12 protein-coding genes are annotated in these 19,049 nt (G+C 39.5%); 11 read left to right on the forward strand and 1 reads right to left on the reverse strand.

The genetic code is table 11. From position 1 onward, the window contains the following. Window positions 1-86: 86 nt before the first annotated feature. On the reverse strand, window positions 87-1,805 hold the full coding sequence (locus ACFO3G_RS07185; RefSeq protein ID WP_380079392.1) for a TonB-dependent receptor: 1,719 nt from the start codon (window positions 1,803-1,805) through the stop codon (window positions 87-89). Between the two features lie 1,728 nt (window positions 1,806-3,533). Here ACFO3G_RS07185 and ACFO3G_RS07190 point away from each other — a divergent pair. The 11 genes from ACFO3G_RS07190 to ACFO3G_RS07240 all read left to right on the forward strand — a co-directional run bounded on the left by ACFO3G_RS07190 (window position 3,534) and on the right by ACFO3G_RS07240 (window position 18,874). Continuing rightward, complete coding sequence (locus ACFO3G_RS07190; RefSeq protein WP_380079394.1) at window positions 3,534-4,925, forward strand: TolC family protein; 1,392 nt, start codon at window positions 3,534-3,536, stop codon at window positions 4,923-4,925. 34 nt (window positions 4,926-4,959) lie between these two features. Further along, window positions 4,960-5,997 carry an HlyD family secretion protein gene (locus tag ACFO3G_RS07195; RefSeq protein WP_380079396.1) on the forward strand — a complete coding sequence of 346 codons (1,038 nt, stop codon included), beginning with the start codon at window positions 4,960-4,962 and terminating at the stop codon, window positions 5,995-5,997. Between the two features lie 17 nt (window positions 5,998-6,014). Continuing rightward, window positions 6,015-7,184 (forward strand): ABC transporter permease, encoded by a 1,170-nt coding sequence (locus ACFO3G_RS07200; RefSeq protein ID WP_380079398.1) that lies wholly within the window; start codon window positions 6,015-6,017, stop codon window positions 7,182-7,184. A 3-nt stretch (window positions 7,185-7,187) separates the two neighbouring features. Further along, window positions 7,188-8,399, forward strand: a complete 1,212-nt coding sequence (locus ACFO3G_RS07205; protein ID WP_380079400.1) for an ABC transporter permease — start codon at window positions 7,188-7,190, stop codon at window positions 8,397-8,399. Between the two features lie 297 nt (window positions 8,400-8,696). Continuing rightward, entirely contained in the window at window positions 8,697-10,250 is a 1,554-nt protein-coding gene (locus ACFO3G_RS07210) for a DUF4301 family protein (RefSeq protein ID WP_380079402.1), read from the forward strand. 227 nt (window positions 10,251-10,477) lie between these two features. Further along, complete coding sequence (locus tag ACFO3G_RS07215) at window positions 10,478-12,268, forward strand: aminopeptidase P family protein (RefSeq protein WP_380079404.1); 1,791 nt, start codon at window positions 10,478-10,480, stop codon at window positions 12,266-12,268. A 321-nt stretch (window positions 12,269-12,589) separates the two neighbouring features. Further along, on the forward strand, window positions 12,590-13,117 hold the full coding sequence (locus tag ACFO3G_RS07220; RefSeq protein WP_380079406.1) for a gamma carbonic anhydrase family protein: 528 nt from the start codon (window positions 12,590-12,592) through the stop codon (window positions 13,115-13,117). Between the two features lie 8 nt (window positions 13,118-13,125). Then, entirely contained in the window at window positions 13,126-14,337 is a 1,212-nt protein-coding gene (locus ACFO3G_RS07225) for a THUMP-like domain-containing protein (protein ID WP_380079408.1), read from the forward strand. A gap of 388 nt (window positions 14,338-14,725) precedes the next feature. Then, window positions 14,726-16,078 (forward strand): autotransporter outer membrane beta-barrel domain-containing protein, encoded by a 1,353-nt coding sequence (locus tag ACFO3G_RS07230; protein ID WP_380079410.1) that lies wholly within the window; start codon window positions 14,726-14,728, stop codon window positions 16,076-16,078. Between the two features lie 81 nt (window positions 16,079-16,159). Next, the gene (locus ACFO3G_RS07235; protein ID WP_380079412.1) at window positions 16,160-17,296 is read left to right on the forward strand and encodes an imelysin family protein; all 1,137 of its coding nucleotides are present in this window, start codon (window positions 16,160-16,162) and stop codon (window positions 17,294-17,296) included. A 198-nt stretch (window positions 17,297-17,494) separates the two neighbouring features. Continuing rightward, window positions 17,495-18,874, forward strand: a complete 1,380-nt coding sequence (locus ACFO3G_RS07240) for a di-heme oxidoreductase family protein (RefSeq protein ID WP_380079414.1) — start codon at window positions 17,495-17,497, stop codon at window positions 18,872-18,874. Window positions 18,875-19,049 lie beyond the last annotated feature (175 nt).

Consider the following 19,049-nt stretch of genomic DNA (forward strand, 5'->3'; position numbering starts at 1 on the left):
AAATTTTAGAAGACTGACGATTGATTATGAGTTTCATGCCGCTACTGCAGAGGCTATGGTTCAACTTGCTTTCTGCAAAATATTGCTTAATAAATTCTCTGAATAATTTTTAAACAGCTTCTAAAACTATTCTTTAGGTCTGGATTTCCTTTTCGCATCAAGAATCCCGAAGATCCGGACGTATATGGGAGTAGATCTCTAAACTTTGGCCTATTGTAATATGAAGACATGGCCAACGAGAGTAAATGATGCCGAGCTATACCATAATCTATACCAAAGTAGGGTTGCCAGTTCCACCAGCTCCACCTCTGTTTTCCATCTTGAGCCGCAACCCCCGATAAGGTTCTAATATCATTATTAACTCTTACCCCCATTCTCCCATCTAAACTCTTATTATGATAATAGAATGTGGAATAGAGAGAGTTTTGGTGTTCCTTATATCTCAAGTCAAGTTGACCTTCCTGTGTTTTCTCATTGAGTAGGTTGTGATTGCTGACAATGCCGGTTTGTATTTTGAAAGACGGAGAGAATCGATAAAAGAAGTTCGATGTAACACGATAAGATTGAGTTTTATTATCATGCTCCGAAGATGCCTTCTCTTGGAGATATTGATACAAAATATCATTTTTACTAAACAACATATCTCCATTGACATCCCAAGCCCAGTTATGCCCATTGAGGTGATGGTACAGAGTTCCGGTTACTACATCACGATCAAGTTTTATTTTAGAAGTGTGATTGTTTCTCAAAGACTCTGTAATCTTAGAATAGCCCACTCTACCGCCTAAGAGAGAATACTTTGACAGTTGAAGATCTGATCCACCTCCTATACTATAGAGTCTGCGAGGTGTGATGTTGGTGGTATCGATGCCAAATGTGGTTTCTAAGGTCTCCTTACGTTTGATGTTAGAAAAGGAGGAAAAAATATAATTGCGAGAAATTCCCTTGTTCAGGTTAAAACGTCCTCTTAAAGCTTCAGAGAACAGATCGCCTCTTTGACAAGTAATATCAGAGGAAGCGAAAAGATTCGCCTCGTCTTGCCAAGATTTCTTTTTGGTTATGATGTTGAGTACAACATCCAAGTTTTTGCCATACTCGGGCCCGGGATTGCGTATTACTTCTACACTCTCAACATCACTCGTACTGAATGTGGTAAGATAGGATAAGACCTCTTCTTTGGGGCGCAGCAACACACGACCATTCAGAGCAATTGTTACATTATAGATGCCATAAGCACTCAATCCTGCATCACTACTTTGGTAAATACCGGGTAAATACTTGATACCGTCCAATAAGTTGCTCCCCTTAATACTCGGATTGGCATTTAAATTATATACTGGATTTGCCCCTTTGTATGAAACGAATGGACGAGTCCCCTTTACAACAACTTCATCTAATTGAACGTCTTTTAGTGATATACTAATTGTTCCAAGGTTAATGATTTGATCTTTTACAGTCAGAAGATTGTAATCCGGTGTGTATTTTTCTCCCATATAAGAAATAGTATAAGAATACCGTGATGGGGATAAAAGTTGTTTGAAGCATCCATTGCCATCTGTGACGGCTGGAAATGTCGCAAGACTATCAGACTGATTTTTAAAAACAACAACAGCTCCTACCAAAGGTTCGCCTGCTTTGTCAGTGATGCATCCTCGTGTCTCAACTTCAGATTGAGCCCACAAAGTTCCTATAGAAAAAATTACGAATAGGAATAAAATGAAACTTTTTTTCATATGATTGGCATTTAGGTTTTTTAGTGCATTTTCTTGGCTATTTCCTGTATAAACTGCTTTTTCGGTAACCATTGCATTTTTGATAGAAATCAGTTCTGTTACAGAATAAACTGAATATTCCAAGTAAAAGAGAAAAAGACTACGTAAGAAAACTGGTTTATATAATATAAAATCCTTATTTCCAAAGGTAATGTAAATTTTTTAGAATTTACTTATACGATGCGGAAAACTAAGTAAAAATAATTTTTGGAGACGTTCTCGGCGAAAAGTGACAAAGAAGAAGCAAGACGGGTGAAAAGAAGGGATATAGATTCAAAAAGTATCTGCTGACAAATGTCAAAGAAATTGCTCAAAAAGGAATTACCACACTGTCCAAACGTAGTGATACGTAGTGGTTTGTCTGTCTCTTGAGATGGAAAGGACTCCCAACGAGAATGATAAATACAATCAGATTAATAATGTTTGTTTTCTTTATATATCTACCTGTTTTTATAAATAATGTAAATTGTTTTAAGCCTAATTAGATCTAAAAACAATCTTTTTTTGACCTAAAAAGAGGCTCATTATTCACAAAATCTGTGTATGATAGGACGATTTCGTTCTATCTGAATGTTAATATATGTATAGGCTGTTTTTTATTGACAAGTTGGCGGCTTAAAAATGGACTTTAGGCCGCCTTTTTTGGAAGGTCGCGCGACTTGCAATCCATTCTCGCGCTACCTTGAGGGTAGACTCGCGCGAGGTTGCACCTGAAGTAGCGCGACTTTGCATGTCAAGGTCGCGCGAGATCGGATCGAAAGTCGCGCGAGAACAGATTGCTTCTCGCGCGAGTTTATTTGTTAAAATAGCGCATAAAAAAGCCCGTTTTGTACTAATAAAACGGGCAAAGTGTGTATAAGGTCAGAGTTCCCTAACCCCGGAATGAATGAAATTTAGTATAAATAAGAGGTGTTAAAAGCTCTTTTTGAAGATAATATGGAGTAATATTATTTAACAAATAAAGGCTTCTTTCTATGTACCTCACAGCACATGAAGAAAAAAGAAAGAGGTGGTTATTTTTGATGTTTGCCGGTATGGCAATTTTTCTGAAGTACAATGGACATACCCTTGACTCCTGGCAGTGTAATCTGCCATGTTGTACGATCATTAAAAGTATAGTGAGTAAGAAGAGTATTTCCATGGTTTTCAAACTTAAGATGTTGCTAAGGTACTAAAAATCCAAGGTATTGTCAATTTGAAGTCAGATTGTGTTGCATCAATGATACACCACTTTGCCTTAAAATCTTCTAAGTCTCAAAATCTCTTCGACTTAAATTATTATCAAAAGCCCAATTTATTTGACAATAATTTTTGCCGTCCGACAATAAGTATTTACCTTTGAAATGTCGTGTATGCCTAAGAGATCTTAAACTTGCATTGAATGTGGTTAATGATGTATATTCTTAGGAGGTGCATCGATGGAGGCCAAAGAAGTTTTACTATGTAGTTTTGCCTCCTATTTTATTTAAAAGGTTACAATCTTTCGTATGCAGTAAGAAGTATAGGAGCCATCGAATCAGATGTTGATCTTTGTGTTGGCAGATTAAGTTTACTCTTTGTTGGATATTGCCGTTCTTGGTCTAAATATATTTGACCATTCGAAAAGAGAAACTTATAGCTTTGAACGTATATGATTTAGTAGTGATTGGATGGTATAATCGTTTGGTAACATCGTTTTTTGTCTGTCTTAGTTTTGATCGATATTAAACTTTTGTTGTTTTGATTATCCTAACTCTAATGCATTGATAAAGAAATATCATTATGTCGATAATTAGAAAAGTCGTTGTTCCGATAGCAGCCATACTTACCATAGGCTCTATCAGTATTGAGCAAATGTCAGCTCAAACACCAATCTCTCTTGATAGTTGCTATCGTTTGGCAACTAAGCAAAATAAGGAGATTGCTGTAGCAAAACATGAGATTGAGGCAGCCCGACTCAAAGAGAAGGAAGTGAGTGTCAACTTCTTCCCTCAAGCCACTTTGTATGGTGGAGCATTTAAATTTGGGGATGACCTTCAGCCCATTGATTATGATCGGATTTTTGGGGGATTTTCTCCGCTTATTCCTAACATGATCAAGGAGCGTACAAAATTGGATATGTCCTCAGTGAGTTTTGCGGCAGTCAATGTAATCCAGCCTCTTTTTATGGGTGGTAAGATTGTGGCGGCTAAAAATATGGCACACGAGGCAATTGCTATCAAAGAAGGTGGTCTTCAAATGAAGACGAGAGATACTTATGCAAGTATTGATGAGGCTTATTGGCAAGTGGTAGCTCTGAGCAGTAAATTGAGGTTGAGCAAGTCTTATCTTAAACTTCTCAATGATGCACTCAAAGATGTGACAGTCTTGTATGAGCAAGGTATTGCTACAAAGGCTGATGTGTTGTCTGTAAAAGTAAAGCAGAGTGATGCCGAAGTAACGCTTACCAAAGTTGAGAATGGCCTCGAACTATCCAGAATGCTACTGTCTCAAAGGTTGGGACTTGATCCATCTATCAAGTTGTCTTTGGTAGATGAAGAGGATGGACGTCTAAATTCAGATACAGATTTGCTTCCACAAAAGATGGATGATCTCGATATTCAAAGTGTGATCGAAAGAAGACCTGAAATAAAGAGCCTTACAGCTGCAGAAAAGGTATTCAAGTACAATCGCAAGATGGTAGCTGCGGACATGCTTCCACATGTGGCTTTGATAGGTGGTTATTCGCTTACCAATCCAAATGTTTGGGGAGATAAGGTAAGTCACAATTTGGGTGGTACTTATCATGTCGGAGTTGCTGTCAGTGTCCCTCTTACCGGTATTGTCAGTGGAGCTTTTAAGTACAATGGAGCTTCAGAGGGGCTGGCTATTCGAAAACTTGAAACGGAAGATGCACGAAACAAAATCAATTTGCAGATCAATCAGACAAGGCTTAATCTCGAAGAAGCCTATAAGCAGCTCAATACAGCTATTGTAAATAAGCAAAATGCAGACGAAAACCTTCGTTATGCGAGGGTAGGATATAAAGAGGGTGTAATCCCCGTAATCAATCTTACAGCTGCACAGACAGCATGGATTCAGGCCGGAGATGCTTTGATAGATGCTCATATCTCATTGCGTCTGGCTCAAGGTAAATATGAGCGTGCCGTTGGTATTATGCCGATTGCTGAATGAAATATATTTGATGTCTTACAGAAGCCTATTATAAATGGAAACTCAAAACCAAAACATTAAGGAGAATAAGTCGAAGCAGTTTAATGTAAATAATATGCTGCTCGCGTTTATTGTGGTGATTGTTGTTATTGCGGCAATTGCCCTCGTTGGTATCTTTTTCTTGAAACCTAAACCCGTCCCAATCGTTGGTCAGGTGGAGGTAGATGAAATCCGAGTGTCAGGTAAGGTGCCGGGACGTATTGCACAGTTTTTCGTGGAAGAGGGACAAATGGTCAAGGCCGGAGATACTGTTGTAAGAATTTTCACACCCGAGGTAGATGCCAAGCTCGTTCAGGCAAAAGGTGCTCAAATGTCGGCAGATGCGATGAAGGCAAAAGCTGATGATGGCACTCGAAGTGAGATTAAACAACAGGCATTTGAAATGTGGCAGAAAGCCAAGGCTGGTCTAAAGATAGCCGAGCAGAGCTTCAATCGTATCAAAAGACTTTATGAGAAGGAGGTTGTACCGGCCCAAAAGTACGATGAAGTGAAGGCTCAATATGAGGCAATGGTAGCTACCGAAAAAGCGGCTCATAGTCAATATCAGATGGCTCTTAACGGAGCTCAATGGCAGGATAAACAGGCTGCGGCCGGTTTGGCTGAAAAAGCCGGTGGTGCTATCAAAGAGGTAGATGCTTATCTCAAAGAGGGGCATTTGGTTTCTCCTATTGATGGACTTGTAAGTGAGATCTTTCCACATGCGGGAGAGCTTGTGGGAAGTGGAGCTCCTATCATGAATATTTATGATCCGAGTAAAAAGAAAGTCATCTTTACGATGCGTGAAGATCTTCTTGGTGATATTCGTATTGGCAGTATTATCAAAGGAAAAGTTCCGGCTGTTGAGAATAAAGAGTATTCATTCCGTGTAACTAAAATCCATGATATGGGTACTTATGCAGCTTGGAAAGCATCCAAACCTTCTGAGCAAATTGATTTGCGTACGCTCGAGATAACAGCGGTACCTGTACAAAATGAAAATGTAACTAACCTTCTCCCCGGTATGTCCGTTGTATTAGAAGGTAGATACCAATAATTGCTGATCCTGGAGATATGCTGAAACGTTTTCGTATCGTTTGGGAAGTGCAAAAAAGAGAATTGCAAAGATTGGGCAAGGGACCATATCTTTTTTGTATGGTTGTTGTCCCGGTCTTTTGTGTATTCTTTTTCTTGAATATTATGAGTGTGGGGTTGCCTCAGGGCCTTCCGGTAGCTGTAGTAGACCAAGACAACACCATATATTCGAGGGCACTTATTCGCAATCTTGGAGTACAGCAGCAGAGTGATGTCAAGATGCGTACCACCTCATTTGATGAGGCAAGGATAGCTATGCAGAAAGGACAGATCTATGGTATATATTATATCCCCGACGGCTTTGCCGCGAATGTAATCAAAGGAGCTCGTCCGGAAATTTCCTATTATTTCAATGCTTGTTATCTAATGGCAGGGAGTCTGACATTTAGGGATATGAAGATGATGTCGGAGCTTGCCAATGGTAAGGTGATTCTGTCTTTTGCCGAAGCCAGAGGTGTCCCTACAGAGGATGCCATGGCTCGAATACAGCCTATCAAAGTCTCTTCTTATGTCCTTGGTAATCGCTGGCTAAACTATTCGATTTATCTCAACAATACTATATTGCCCGGTATATTGCAGCTTATGATCTTTATGGTGACGGCATATGCAATAGGGATGGAGATAAAACTAAAGACAGCCAGAGAGTGGCTTAGACGATCTAAGGGGTCCATTTCATTGGCACTACTTGGCAAACTATCTGTCCATTTTTTGATATTTTTTGTCGTGGGATTGTTTATGCTGGCCTCTCTCTACGGGTATAATAGCTTCCCTATGGGCAATGGCTGGGGACCTATGATAGCCAATCTGATGTTGTTGATAGTGGCATCACAAGCAATGGGTATTTTCTTTATATCTGTACTTCCTACTCCTCGCTTGGGGCTTAGCTTTGCGACACTTTTGGGAATGCTTTCGTTTTCGATAGTTGGTTTTACTTACCCGCTGACTGCTATGCCACCGGCTATTCAAGCGCTGTCGTATATATTCCCTCTGAGACATTATTTCCTCATCTATGTAGATCAGGCTCTTAATGCAAGAGCGGTTTATTATTCATTGTTCTCTTATGCGTTTTTGGTGTCATTCTGTCTATTGCCTATGTTGACAATGAGACGACTCAAGAGAGCCTTGATAGAATTTAAATATATGCCTTAACTTATGGGTAAACGATTTAATATACGTGATGGTATCAGAGATACTTACTTCATCTGGTTGCGCGAATTGAAGGATACTTTTCGGGACCAAGGGGTGATTATCTTGTTCTTTGTAGTACCTCTCTTTTATCCACTCTTGTATACATACTTTTATAACAATGAAATTGCTGTCAAATCAAAGTTGGTCGTAGTGGATATGGATCATACCGATTTGTCCAGGAAGTTTATTCGTATGGTCAATGCAACACAGGGTGTGGATGTCGTGTCTGTTACGGTTAATGCCAATGAAGCAGCCGAGATGCTCAAGAGAAAAGAGGCGTATGCCATAGCTCGTATTCCAAATGGATTTAGAAAAAGTATCTATGAAGGCAAGCAAACGGAAGTGACCTTATACAGTGATCTTTCGAGTATCTTATACTACAAAAACTTTATGCTCGTCTTAAATGATGTTTCACTTAAGATGGGGAGAGAGTTTGTCAAAAATCATGAGACAGATGCAACAGGTGAACAGGCCGAGATCTTAATTAGACCTTTGCCAAATAAAGATATTGCTTACTTCAATGCCGCTTCCGGATATGCTTCATTCTTGATGCCTGTGGTGTTGATTTTGATCATTCAACAAACGATGATTATGGGTGTAGGTATGCTTGCCGGTACCAATAGGGAGCGAAATCGCAACCATTTGCTTATTTCTGTTGCAAGTGATGTGAGAGGTCCTTTGCGTATCGTATTTGGCAAGAGCATTGCTTATATCATGATTTATGCCATTGTTTGTGTTTGGATCTTGTTGGCGGTTCCCGCAATTTTTGACTTGCCGAGATTGGCCAACCCTCTCACATTGGCATTGTTCATTTTGCCTTACTTACTCGCTTGTACCTTCTTTTCTCTATTTATTTCATGTTTCATTAGAAACAGAGAAGAGAGTATGTTGCTTGTGGCTTTCTCTTCATTGCCTTTCCTATTCCTTACAGGTATTCCTTGGCCAACGGAAGCTATGCCACAATTTTGGCAGTACTTTTCGCAACTGATACCAAGTACTTTTGGAGCAAGAGGCTTTGTAGCACTCAACAGTATGGGAGCGTCGATGAGCATCATTGCAAATTATCACTTTATGCTATGGCTGCAAGCCGGATTCTATTTTATACTATCAGCACTGGGATATGCATATCAATTCAAACTACGTGCAAAGAAAATTCATATAGAAGAGGCTAAATAGCATCAATCATCAAAGTAAGTTCATCTTATAGAAAAAGGCTGTTTGAAAATATGGAATTGTAAGAAAACTCTTTTACCTCGACAGTCGCAGCTCTTTTAATTAAATAAAATCAATCGCTATCATTGAGTTTTGCTCTTTGATAGCGATTGATTTTTACAAATGATAGTTGATTCGATGCGAGTGAAGTTTTGACACAGCCACTTTGATTGCTTGCCGCAATCTATAATTTGCAATGTTTGAAATGATGATTGAAGTTTGTATTTTTACACAAGAATGTAAATCTATAACCTTTTCGGAATGGAAGAAAAAGAAGAATTTTTATCTCATTTGTTTAGCCCGCAAGATCTTATGCAACTCGAAGCTCATGGAATGGACTATGATTTGGCTTTGGAGCGTATTCAGATGATTATTGATGGGACACCTTATCCTGAAATTATAGCTTCGGCATCTCTTGAACGTGGTGTAATACACGTTAATCGTGAAGATTATTCAATATATATGGATCTGTGGAATGATTATTTGCATTCTTCGGAGAGTAATGTGTGTAAGATGGTGCCGGCTTCCGGTGCAGCCACTCGGATGTTTAAGGATTTGTACAATTTCTTGGATGCCCCTTATGATGAGCCTCAAACAGAACAAGAGAAGATGTTTTTTGATCATATTGATGAATTTGCATTTTTTGAACTTCTTAATGAGTCTTGTTTGAGAAATGAATGGAAACCTATTCAGAGACTTATTTCTACCAAAGATTATAAGACAGTTGTAAAGAATCTTCTTACCGAAAAAGGTATCAATTATGGCAATATGCCGAAGGGTCTTCTGCTATTCCACCACGGATTACGCTCTCCGAGAACAGCTGTAGAGGAGCATATGGTAGAAGCTGTGAGCTATGCAAAACCAAGTTCCGGAAAGGTAAAACTTCATTTTACGGTTTCAGAAAAGTTTAGAGGAGCCTTTGAAAATCTTATTAAGAAGAAAAAAGAGGAGTACGAAGATTATTATTGTATGCGTTTTGATATCTCGATGAGTGTGCAAAAGTCTTCAACAGATACGATTGCTCTTACTCCTGAAGGGGAGATATTTAGGCTTCCGTCAGGAGAAATATTATTTAGACCTGGTGGCCATGGCGCTTTGATTGAGAACCTGAATGAACTTGATGCAGATATAATCTTTATCAAGAATATTGATAATGTTGTGCCGGCAGAGCACCTGTGCGACACGATTATATACAAGCAACTATTGGCCGGCATATTGATTGCGGTCAGAAAGAAGGTATTTAGATATGTCAATCTGCTCAAAGCAAAGAAGGCAAGCAGTAGTGATATGCAGGAGATGATTAAATTTTTGCATAACAATTTTTGCGTTGATCTTCCGGAGACAGATTTGGATAGTGATGATGCATTGGCCGAAAGTTTGCTGAGAAAGCTTGACCGCCCGATAAGGGTTTGTGGTATGGTTCGCAATGAAGGAGCTCCTGGAGGAGGTCCGTTTATTGTGAGGGAGCCTGATGGGTCCAGTTCGCTTCAGATATTAGAAAGTTCTCAAATCAATAAAAAGGACAGTGAGCAGATGGCTTTCTTCGAAAATGGTCAATTCTTTAATCCCGTTGATTTGGTTTGTTCGAAGTTGAAGCCGGAAGGTGGATATTATCGTTTGTCGAGATTTGTCAATCCGAGTACTGCTTTTGTATCTGAAAAGACATACAATGGCAAGTCTTTGCTTGGCCTTGAACTTCCCGGCCTATGGAATGGGGCAATGCATTATTGGCTGACTCTTTTTGTGGAAGTACCCTTGTCTACGTTTGCACCTGTCAAAACGGTACTTGATCTTTTGGCTCCACAACACAAATAATATATTGTCTCAACTTTGCCTTGGAATTTATTCCCTCTTTGTTGAAAGACCCTTATAATGGCATTCAGGGATAAACAATTGAAGAATGGTTAATAAGTGTTTTGTAAGAATTCAAACCTGCTTATAAGATCTGTTTTATCACCAAGAAACCGGATTTGTTGTAACATTCTTCATCAATAATCGCTACCTTTGAGAATAGTAAATCAAAACAATAAATAAATATATCTATGGAAGAAATTAAGAATAGAATAGAGCGTCTCAGAGCTGCAATGAAAAAGTATGGCTTTTCTGCATATTTAGTTCCTTCAGCTGATGCCCATTTGGGTGAATATACACCGGAAAAGTGGAAGTCTCGTTCATGGATTTCGGGATTTACAGGAAGTGCAGGGACCGTGGTAGTAACAGAAAAAGAGGCAGGACTTTGGACCGATTCAAGATATTTCTTACAAGCCGGACAGCAGCTTGAAGGCACCGGCATACAGTTGTTTAAGGAAGGTTTGCCAGAAACCCCCAGTATAGAACAATACTTAACCAAAACGCTTCAAGCCGGACAGGTGGTTGCTTGTGATGGTAAGTGTTATTCGCACGGGGAAGCTATGGCTATGGAGGCTCATTTGGACAACTTTGGTATTAAGTTTGATGTTTCTGAAGATCTCTTCGGCCCTGATGTTTGGGCAGATAGACCATCACTTCCAAAAGGCGAATTGTTTGACCAACCTGTAAAATATGCCGGCGAATCAGCTAAAGATAAGATTAATAGAGTAAGGGAAGCTTTGCATAGTCATGGAGCCAATAGCTATATCATCACGATGATCGATGAATTAGCTTGGGTCTTTAATGTTCGTGGCCGTGATGTGGAATGCAATCCGGTAGGTGTTGCATATGGTTTTATCAATGACGATAAGGCTGTTTTGTTTGTATTAAACGAAAAGATTCCTCAGTCGCTTCGCACTATTTTAGAAGGGCAGGGTATTGAGATCAGGCCTTATGAAGAGGCTTATGAATTTGTTTCAAAGCTTCCTAAAGAATCTAAGGTGTTTGTTGATGGAGCAAGAACCAATGAGGCATTCTTTAGAGCTGTCCCAAAAGAATGTCGTATCGTAAGTGGAGTTTCTCCCATTGCTCTCATGAAAGCTGTTAAGAATGAAACAGAATTGAATGGTGTTCGTGCTGCCATGAAACGTGATGGAGTTGCTTTGACTCGTTTCTTTATGTGGCTGGAATCAGCTTTGGATAAAGGAGAAAAAGTGACCGAGGTTGATATTGATCGAGTATTGGCAGACTTTAGAGCTAAGCAGGACCTTTATTATGGTGACAGCTTTGATACGATTGCAGGATATAACGATCATGGAGCTATTGTACATTACAGAGCCAACGATGAGTCAGCTTACGAGGTAAAGAAATCCGGTACTCTTCTTTTGGACTCCGGTGGACAATATTATGATGGTACGACTGATATTACTCGTACTGTTTCTTTGGATGGCCATCCAAGTCCTGAGATCAAGTCTGATTATACATTGGTTATGAAGGGGCATATTGCAATTGCAACAGCCAAATTTATTGAGGGAACGAGAGGCAACCAGATTGATATTTTGGCCAGAAAGCCTTTGTGGGACAATGGTCTTCACTATGGACATGGTACCGGTCATGGTGTTGGCTGTTTCCTTAATGTACATGAAGGTCCCCAGAATATTCGTATGGACAATAACCCAACTGAGATGTTGCTCAACTCGATTACATCTAATGAGCCGGGTGTTTACCGTGGTGGTAAATGGGGTATCCGTATTGAAAACCTTGTCAGATGTCAGGTTGTGGATGAGACAGAATTTGGTAGATTCTTTGGATTTGAGACTCTTACACTTTTCTACTTTGACAACAATATGATAGAAAAGTCTATGCTTACGGCTGATGAAATTGCATGGTACAATGCTTATCAAGCTCGTGTGTATGAGACACTTTCACCCATGCTTGAACCTCATGAGGCTGCATGGCTCAAGGAAAAGACGAAAGCTATTTGATAAGAAAGATTATATATGATCAATCATCTTGTAAGTTTGTAGTTGAAGAATAAAGGATGATTGATAACTTTGTGGGGCTGATTTTACCTCTTGTGGGTTGATCAGCCCTATTTAACTCAAAGATGTCTTTAGATTATTGGGATGGAAAATATATAAGAGAAGATTTTATGATATATTTTGGCTTGTTTTAAGCTCTGACTACTGTCATATTCTGCTGTTAGATACCAAAAATAATTTCATAAATACGATCTCTTTCTATTGATATATTTGGGTTTGATGAAACTACATCAACAATAGTAAGTCAGTTTTAATATAGATAGTATGGCATTAATAAAGTCAGTTAGGGGATTTAGCCCAAAGATTGGAGAGAATTGTTTCTTGGCCGAGAATTCGACAATAGTAGGCGATGTTGAGATGGGTGAAGGTTGCAGTATTTGGTTTGGCGCAGTGCTTCGTGGCGATGTCAATAGTATTCGTCTTGGTAATCATGTCAATATACAGGACAATGCCTGTATTCACACTCTTTATCAAAAGTCTGTAACAGAGATTGGTGACTACGTGTCAGTTGGTCATAATGTTGTGATTCATGGAGCTAAGATAGAGGATTATGCGTTGATTGGAATGAATGCGGTTGTGCTTGATCATGCTGTGATTGGCAAAGGGGCTATTGTCGCTGCGGGCTCTGTTGTACTTGGTGGTACAAAAGTGGAGCCTGGTTGTATCTATGCCGGCGTTCCTGCAAAGTTTGTCAAGAAGGTCGATCCCGATCAGTCTGCAGAGATGAATCAGAAGATAGCACACAACTATTCTATGTATGCATCTTGGTATATGGAAGAGAAGGAAGATTGAAAATAAGTATGCATTGCATCTCAGAAATATTGAGCTTTGCTGATAAGTATCGAGATGTGAATCCCGATCGTATTTTGCTTGGCAAGAATTTCATTCCTCATGAATTAAGAAAAGCGGTTGCTCTACAAGTTGAGTTAAGACGTAAGCTGCAGCACAAGTTGCCTTCGTGGGCTGAGAGTCATGTCTATATCCCATCAAAACTTGCTTTGGAGCAATCCTCTTCTATGACAATTGCCAAATACAAGACTCGGTTTGTTGGTGAAAAAGATGTGGTAGCGGATTTAACCGGAGGACTTGGGGTTGATTTGTACTATTTGAGTCGTGCCACTTCTGAGATGTGCTATTACTGTGAAAAGCAGGAGCAATTGGCTGAGGCTGCAAAGTTCAATTACAATTTGCTTTGCCAAGACCGTATTCCCCATGTGTTTTGTGGTGATTCTTTGTCAATGTTGGATGATCTTATAAGTAAAGGCGTCTCTTTGATTTATGTTGATCCGGCTCGAAGGGCAGGTATTGCGGGAGGCAAGGAGTATGAGCGCAAATATGCAATCCGAGATTGTCAGCCTGATGTTTGCAAACTGATCCCTTTATTGCCTCAGAATGGAAGTGTCCGCCTATTGATCAAGTTGTCTCCGATGTTGGATATCAAAGATACTCTTCTCTCTGTTGGTGTTGCAAGTGAGATGCATATTATTTCTCAAAAGGGTGAATTGAAAGAACTGCTCCTGTATTGTGATATGTCTAAAGAGATCTCTTGGGAGCAGGTACCAATCACTGTTGTTGATTTGGCAACTGCAAATCAATTTATCTTTACTTTAGAAGAAGAGCAAAATGCCAAATATCAGCTGGCAGAACATATAGCTCAGTATCTTTATACACCCAATGCGGGCATAATGAAATCGGGAGGTTTTAAATCGTTAGCCATAAGATTAGGACTTCAGATTTTACATCCTAATACGCATATTTTCACATCGAATTGTTTATGTGACAAATTCCCGGGTAGGGTATTGAAGGTTCACGAGATAATCCCTTTTCATAATAAGAACTTTAAAGCTCTCAAATCTTCGGTGAAGGCAGCTAATGTCTTTTGTCGCAACTTCAAACTGACCACCAATCAATTGAGAGATAAATTGAAAATGAAAGAGGCAGAAACTCCATATGTAATAGGACTAAAGGCTATGGGTGATGAGCAGTTTATCGTAGTGGCAATTCCAGTTTAGATGATAGATATCTTATTTGTTAATAAAATACAATGTGTCTTCTGTTTTAGTTCTCATTTTTAATGAGACTGATACCTAATAATTGTTAAGAGTGCCAAACTCTTCCCCTTTATATTCTCTTTTATCCATAACCATTCGCCCCTTTTTAGGTGTCTTTTTATAATGTGTTGATTTATAGCTAGTTATATTTTTCTATGCTTTGGTATTGTTTGTGGAACGGCTTGGAATAAGTCTTTCATCAAGTTGTACCATTCAATGTGATCTTCTAATTGTATCCTTTAGTTAATTTATGTTGCTAATTATAGGCCTTAATCTACCTAATAATGTGTATTGATGACATTTTATGCACTTTCTACTTTTGTGTAGTTATTAAAATCGATTAAGCAAAATGAATGCGACACTTAAGCCCATTCTTACGGGCTTTTTATTTTTTATAGTGGCCAATCCACTATTAGGAAATGATGTTAGGGTTGTGGAAAAGGATTCGGTTAAAACTGGTTATGTAGATGCCTATTCGGGTGCTACTAAACAAAATGTGGGAGGTCCGTCAGCTCCTTCCCGATTTGAAGTTTCCGGATATGGAACAATCAATTATCACAATTACACCCGTTTTGATACTGATAAATATCAAACCAATAAGTTTGATTTTGAGCGTTTATCAATTTACTTAAACTATCTGATCAATGATTGGATGAAGTTGAAGGCTGAATTTGAATTTGAGCATGGAGGCACAGGTGCTTCTATGGAATTTGATTCGCAAGAGGAGGCCGGCGAGTTTGAGGTTGAGGTTGAGCAGGGAGGTGAAGCCAAATTGGAGCGTCTTTACCTTGAGATGCTTCTTCACCCAATGGCCAATCTAAGAGTTGGTCGCTTTAAACTGCATATTGGTTCGGCTCAAACCTTGGATCGACCTACGCAATATTTTACCGTGACACGTCAGGAGATGGAAAATACGCTTCTTCCTCTTGGATGGTATGAGAATGGTATACAGCTGTTTGGCTCTTTTTTAGATAGGAGATTCGATTACGAACTGTCTGTGTCTACCGGTTTGGATGCAACCGGATTTAGCTCTCGTAATTGGATTAAGAATGGTTATCAGACCCGTTTTGAAATGCCTGTAGCTGAGTCAATGGCTTACTCAGGAAGGTTGGATTATCACTATAGTGAGTATAAAGATGATTTTATGGGAGTATCTGCATATTTCAATAATACAACCAAGAACAGACCCAAAAAGGATATGGAGAATACTCCCGGCAATTTGTTTTTATGTGAAGGGCACTTTTCATTGAATAGACCAAATTGGAGATTAAATACGGTATTATTATGGGGTACACTCCAAAACTCAAATTTGATTTCTCGAAAGAATGCCTCTCTATCAAACAGATTGCAAGTCAAGAGGACCCCTGTAGGCCATCAAGCTCTCGGGTTTTCTTTGGAGGTGGGATACAATGTGTTGAATCTATTTAAACTCAATACAAAACAGAGTCTGTTTGCCTTTGGTCGTTATGACTTCTATGATACTATGTACAAGGTGGAGGGCCTTGTAGCCAAGAGACCGAGATGGAAGAGAAATACCTACACATTTGGCCTCAATTGGTTCCTCAATAAAAATGTTGTGTTTAAGGCAGAGTATCAAGATCGTGTCTTTGGTTCTCGACGAATAGACCGTGTCACATCCAAAGATTTGGGAGGTCATCAGCACGAGACAGCCATCAATATTGGTATGGGTTATTCATTTTAACAAGAACTATATTTAATCAACTAAGTATTGAGACTCCGTTGCGAGGAGCAATCTCAGTACTTCCTAAACTCGTATTTTGATATGAAAAAGCAAATTTTAATGGGATTAGGCCTTTTAGCTGCATTGTCTTTCACTGCTTGCAGCAGTAGCAAAGAGGATGTAAATAGCAATCTGGAAAGCTTAGAGCAGTCTACACTTAAAGATGAAGCTACTAAGATTATGATCCCGACGTATGAGACTCTTGTAGCCAGAGCCAATGAATTGAAAGCTGCAATAGAGAAGTTCAAGAGTACCCCTTCTAAAGAAACCTTGGATGCTGCACGTTCAGCTTGGCGCAATGCTCGTTTGCCATGGGAGCAATCCGAAGCCTTTCTTTTTGGTCCTACCGGTGACAATGGCATCGACCCGGCATTGGATTCATGGCCGGTTGATGTGTCAGCGATGAATGATGTCCTTAATGGCACACAATCTATCACAGCAGAATCTTTAGCTGTTAATAATGATGCCAGAGGGTTTCACCTCGTAGAGTATCTTCTTTGGGGAGAGTCAGGAAATAAGAGTTATGATGTCTTTACTCCAAGACAGATGGAGTATTTATTGGCTGCATCAGAGGATATTTGTAACAATGCCAAAAAGCTTGTGACATATTGGACTCCTTATGCTGAGAAACTTGCTTCTGCCGGAGATCCTGGAAATGTTACTTATCCATCTTTCGATGCAGCTTTCCAACAGTTGGTAATGGGTATGATTGACATCAGTAATGAGGTTGGTAACGAGAAGATTGAGAATCCTTTGAATGGAAAGGATGAAGACGATCAGCACAAAGACAATCAGCCTCATCCGGATTTGGAAGAATCTCGTTTTAGTCATAATTCAAAGACAGATTATATCAATAATATAGAAAGTGTCGCAAATGTTTACGAGGGAAAACTCAATGGTAAAAACTATAAAGGCGTGAGTCAGGTGGTTGTAGCAATAGCAAAAGAGAAGAACAACAATGCTTTGTTGGAGCTCAATAATCAAATTATTAAGCAGATTGCAGTTGCTCAAAAAGCAATTTCTAATATCCCAGGAACATTTACAGATGCTATTAAAGCTGACAATGCAGCTGGACGAAAAGCGGTTAAATTGGCTCAAAAAGAGGTTGGATTGCTCAATGAACTTCTTTTGAAACTTAATGGCATGGCCTTTAATGCCGCTCCTCCGACAGAAGAATAGGTATGTTAGCCGTAAGGTTATTAATTATCAACCCAAAGATTTCTTTAGAAGAGTTGTATATAGCACAGTATTGACCTTTTTGGGTTAAAGAGGGTGTACCAAAACGTATGTTTGATACATCCTCTTTGAAGCTATTTGAGATGTTGTTCCCGAATAGTATTCTCAAATCAAGCTCTTAGAATAATAAATTACACAACAATGGAACGATTGATTTATCCTTTATCTGCATTGGCTCTCCTTTTCTCGGTTTCTTGTTCGGAAGATACACCGGAGCCACCATTGGCAGACTATAATATCAGCAATTATTACTCCGGAGGAGAGGGTACCATATTTCTGCAATCAAGTCATGCTTTTAGTCAGCCAATTGGAGGGTTGTCCAAACAAGAGGAGGATGTGCATACCGACGGAGATGCTTTGTTTGATGCCATATTTGTTACGGCCGGGAACAAGGTAAATTCGGGTATCGGACCTCTTTACAATAATAATTCATGCAATGCTTGTCACCCGAATGACGGAAGAGCCATTTTCCCAAAAGATCTCAATACTACTACCGGTTTCTTTTTAAGGATAAGTAGTGGTAATGATCCAATTATGGGTCCAATCGATGCAAAAGGATTTGGTGGGCAATTACAACAGATGGCTGTGCCTGGATTGAAACCAGAGGTTAAGTTTAGGGTCCAATATTCTCCAAGAGTAGAAACCTTTGCTGATGGAACAAAAGTTGTATTGCAGAAGCCCACATATTCAGTATATGATCCTTACATACCTCTTCCTGCAAGTTATGAGCTATCGCCAAGGTTGGCAATGCCTGTAATTGGTTTAGGGCTCCTTGAATATATCCCGGAATCAGAGATATTGTCCTATGCGGATCCTTCTGACAAGAATGGAGATGAGATCTCCGGTCGTCCAAATTATGTGTGGAATGCCGAGCATAAGCGTACAGAGCTTGGCCGATTTGGCTGGAAGGCAAATACATCTACTGTGAGGGAGCAGACAGCCGGAGCCATGGCCAATGATATGGGGTTGAGTAATCCTATCTTTCCTGTGGAGCCATGTCGTAACCAGTCAAATGGTGATGATGGAAAGTATAATGGCATAGAAATATCTCCATCACAACTTGATGCTGTAGAGTTCTACTGCCAAACTTTGGGTGTGCCGGCACGACGAAATATCAAAGATAATGGAGTAAGAAGAGGGGAATATCTTTTTACAGAATTAGGATGTGCCCTATGTCATATTCCGACAATGAAGACCGGATCCGGAAAGATAAAAGCTCTCTCAAATCAAACCATCCATGCCTATACTGATATGTTGCTTCATGATATGGGGGATGGCTTGGCTGATAATCGTTCGGATTTTTTGGCAACAGGCAATGAGTGGAAAACACGTCCTCTATGGGGTATTGGATTGACTGTAACTGTAAATAATCATGAGAATTATCTTCATGATGGAAGAGCTAAGACATTAGAAGAGGCTATTTTGTGGCATGGTGGCGAAGCTCGAACAGCAAAAGACAAGTATAAGGCTTTGTCCAAAACAGATCGGAACAATCTGATTAAGTTTTTGAGATCGTTATAATTTCCTTCCCGACAGCTTTCTGAAAAGCATCCTTACTGGTTATATGGGGCAGGGCAACCGCATCAAAATAGGCTTATCTTTGGGTTATGGATATACAAGATTATTTTTCTAATGTAGAAGATCCACGTGTAGTGGGTCGTTGCAAGCATAAGTTAAGCGATATTCTAGTTATAGC

The organism is Falsiporphyromonas endometrii (genome assembly GCF_042654485.1).
GTDB classification, from domain to species: Bacteria; Bacteroidota; Bacteroidia; order Bacteroidales; family Porphyromonadaceae; genus Porphyromonas; species Porphyromonas endometrii.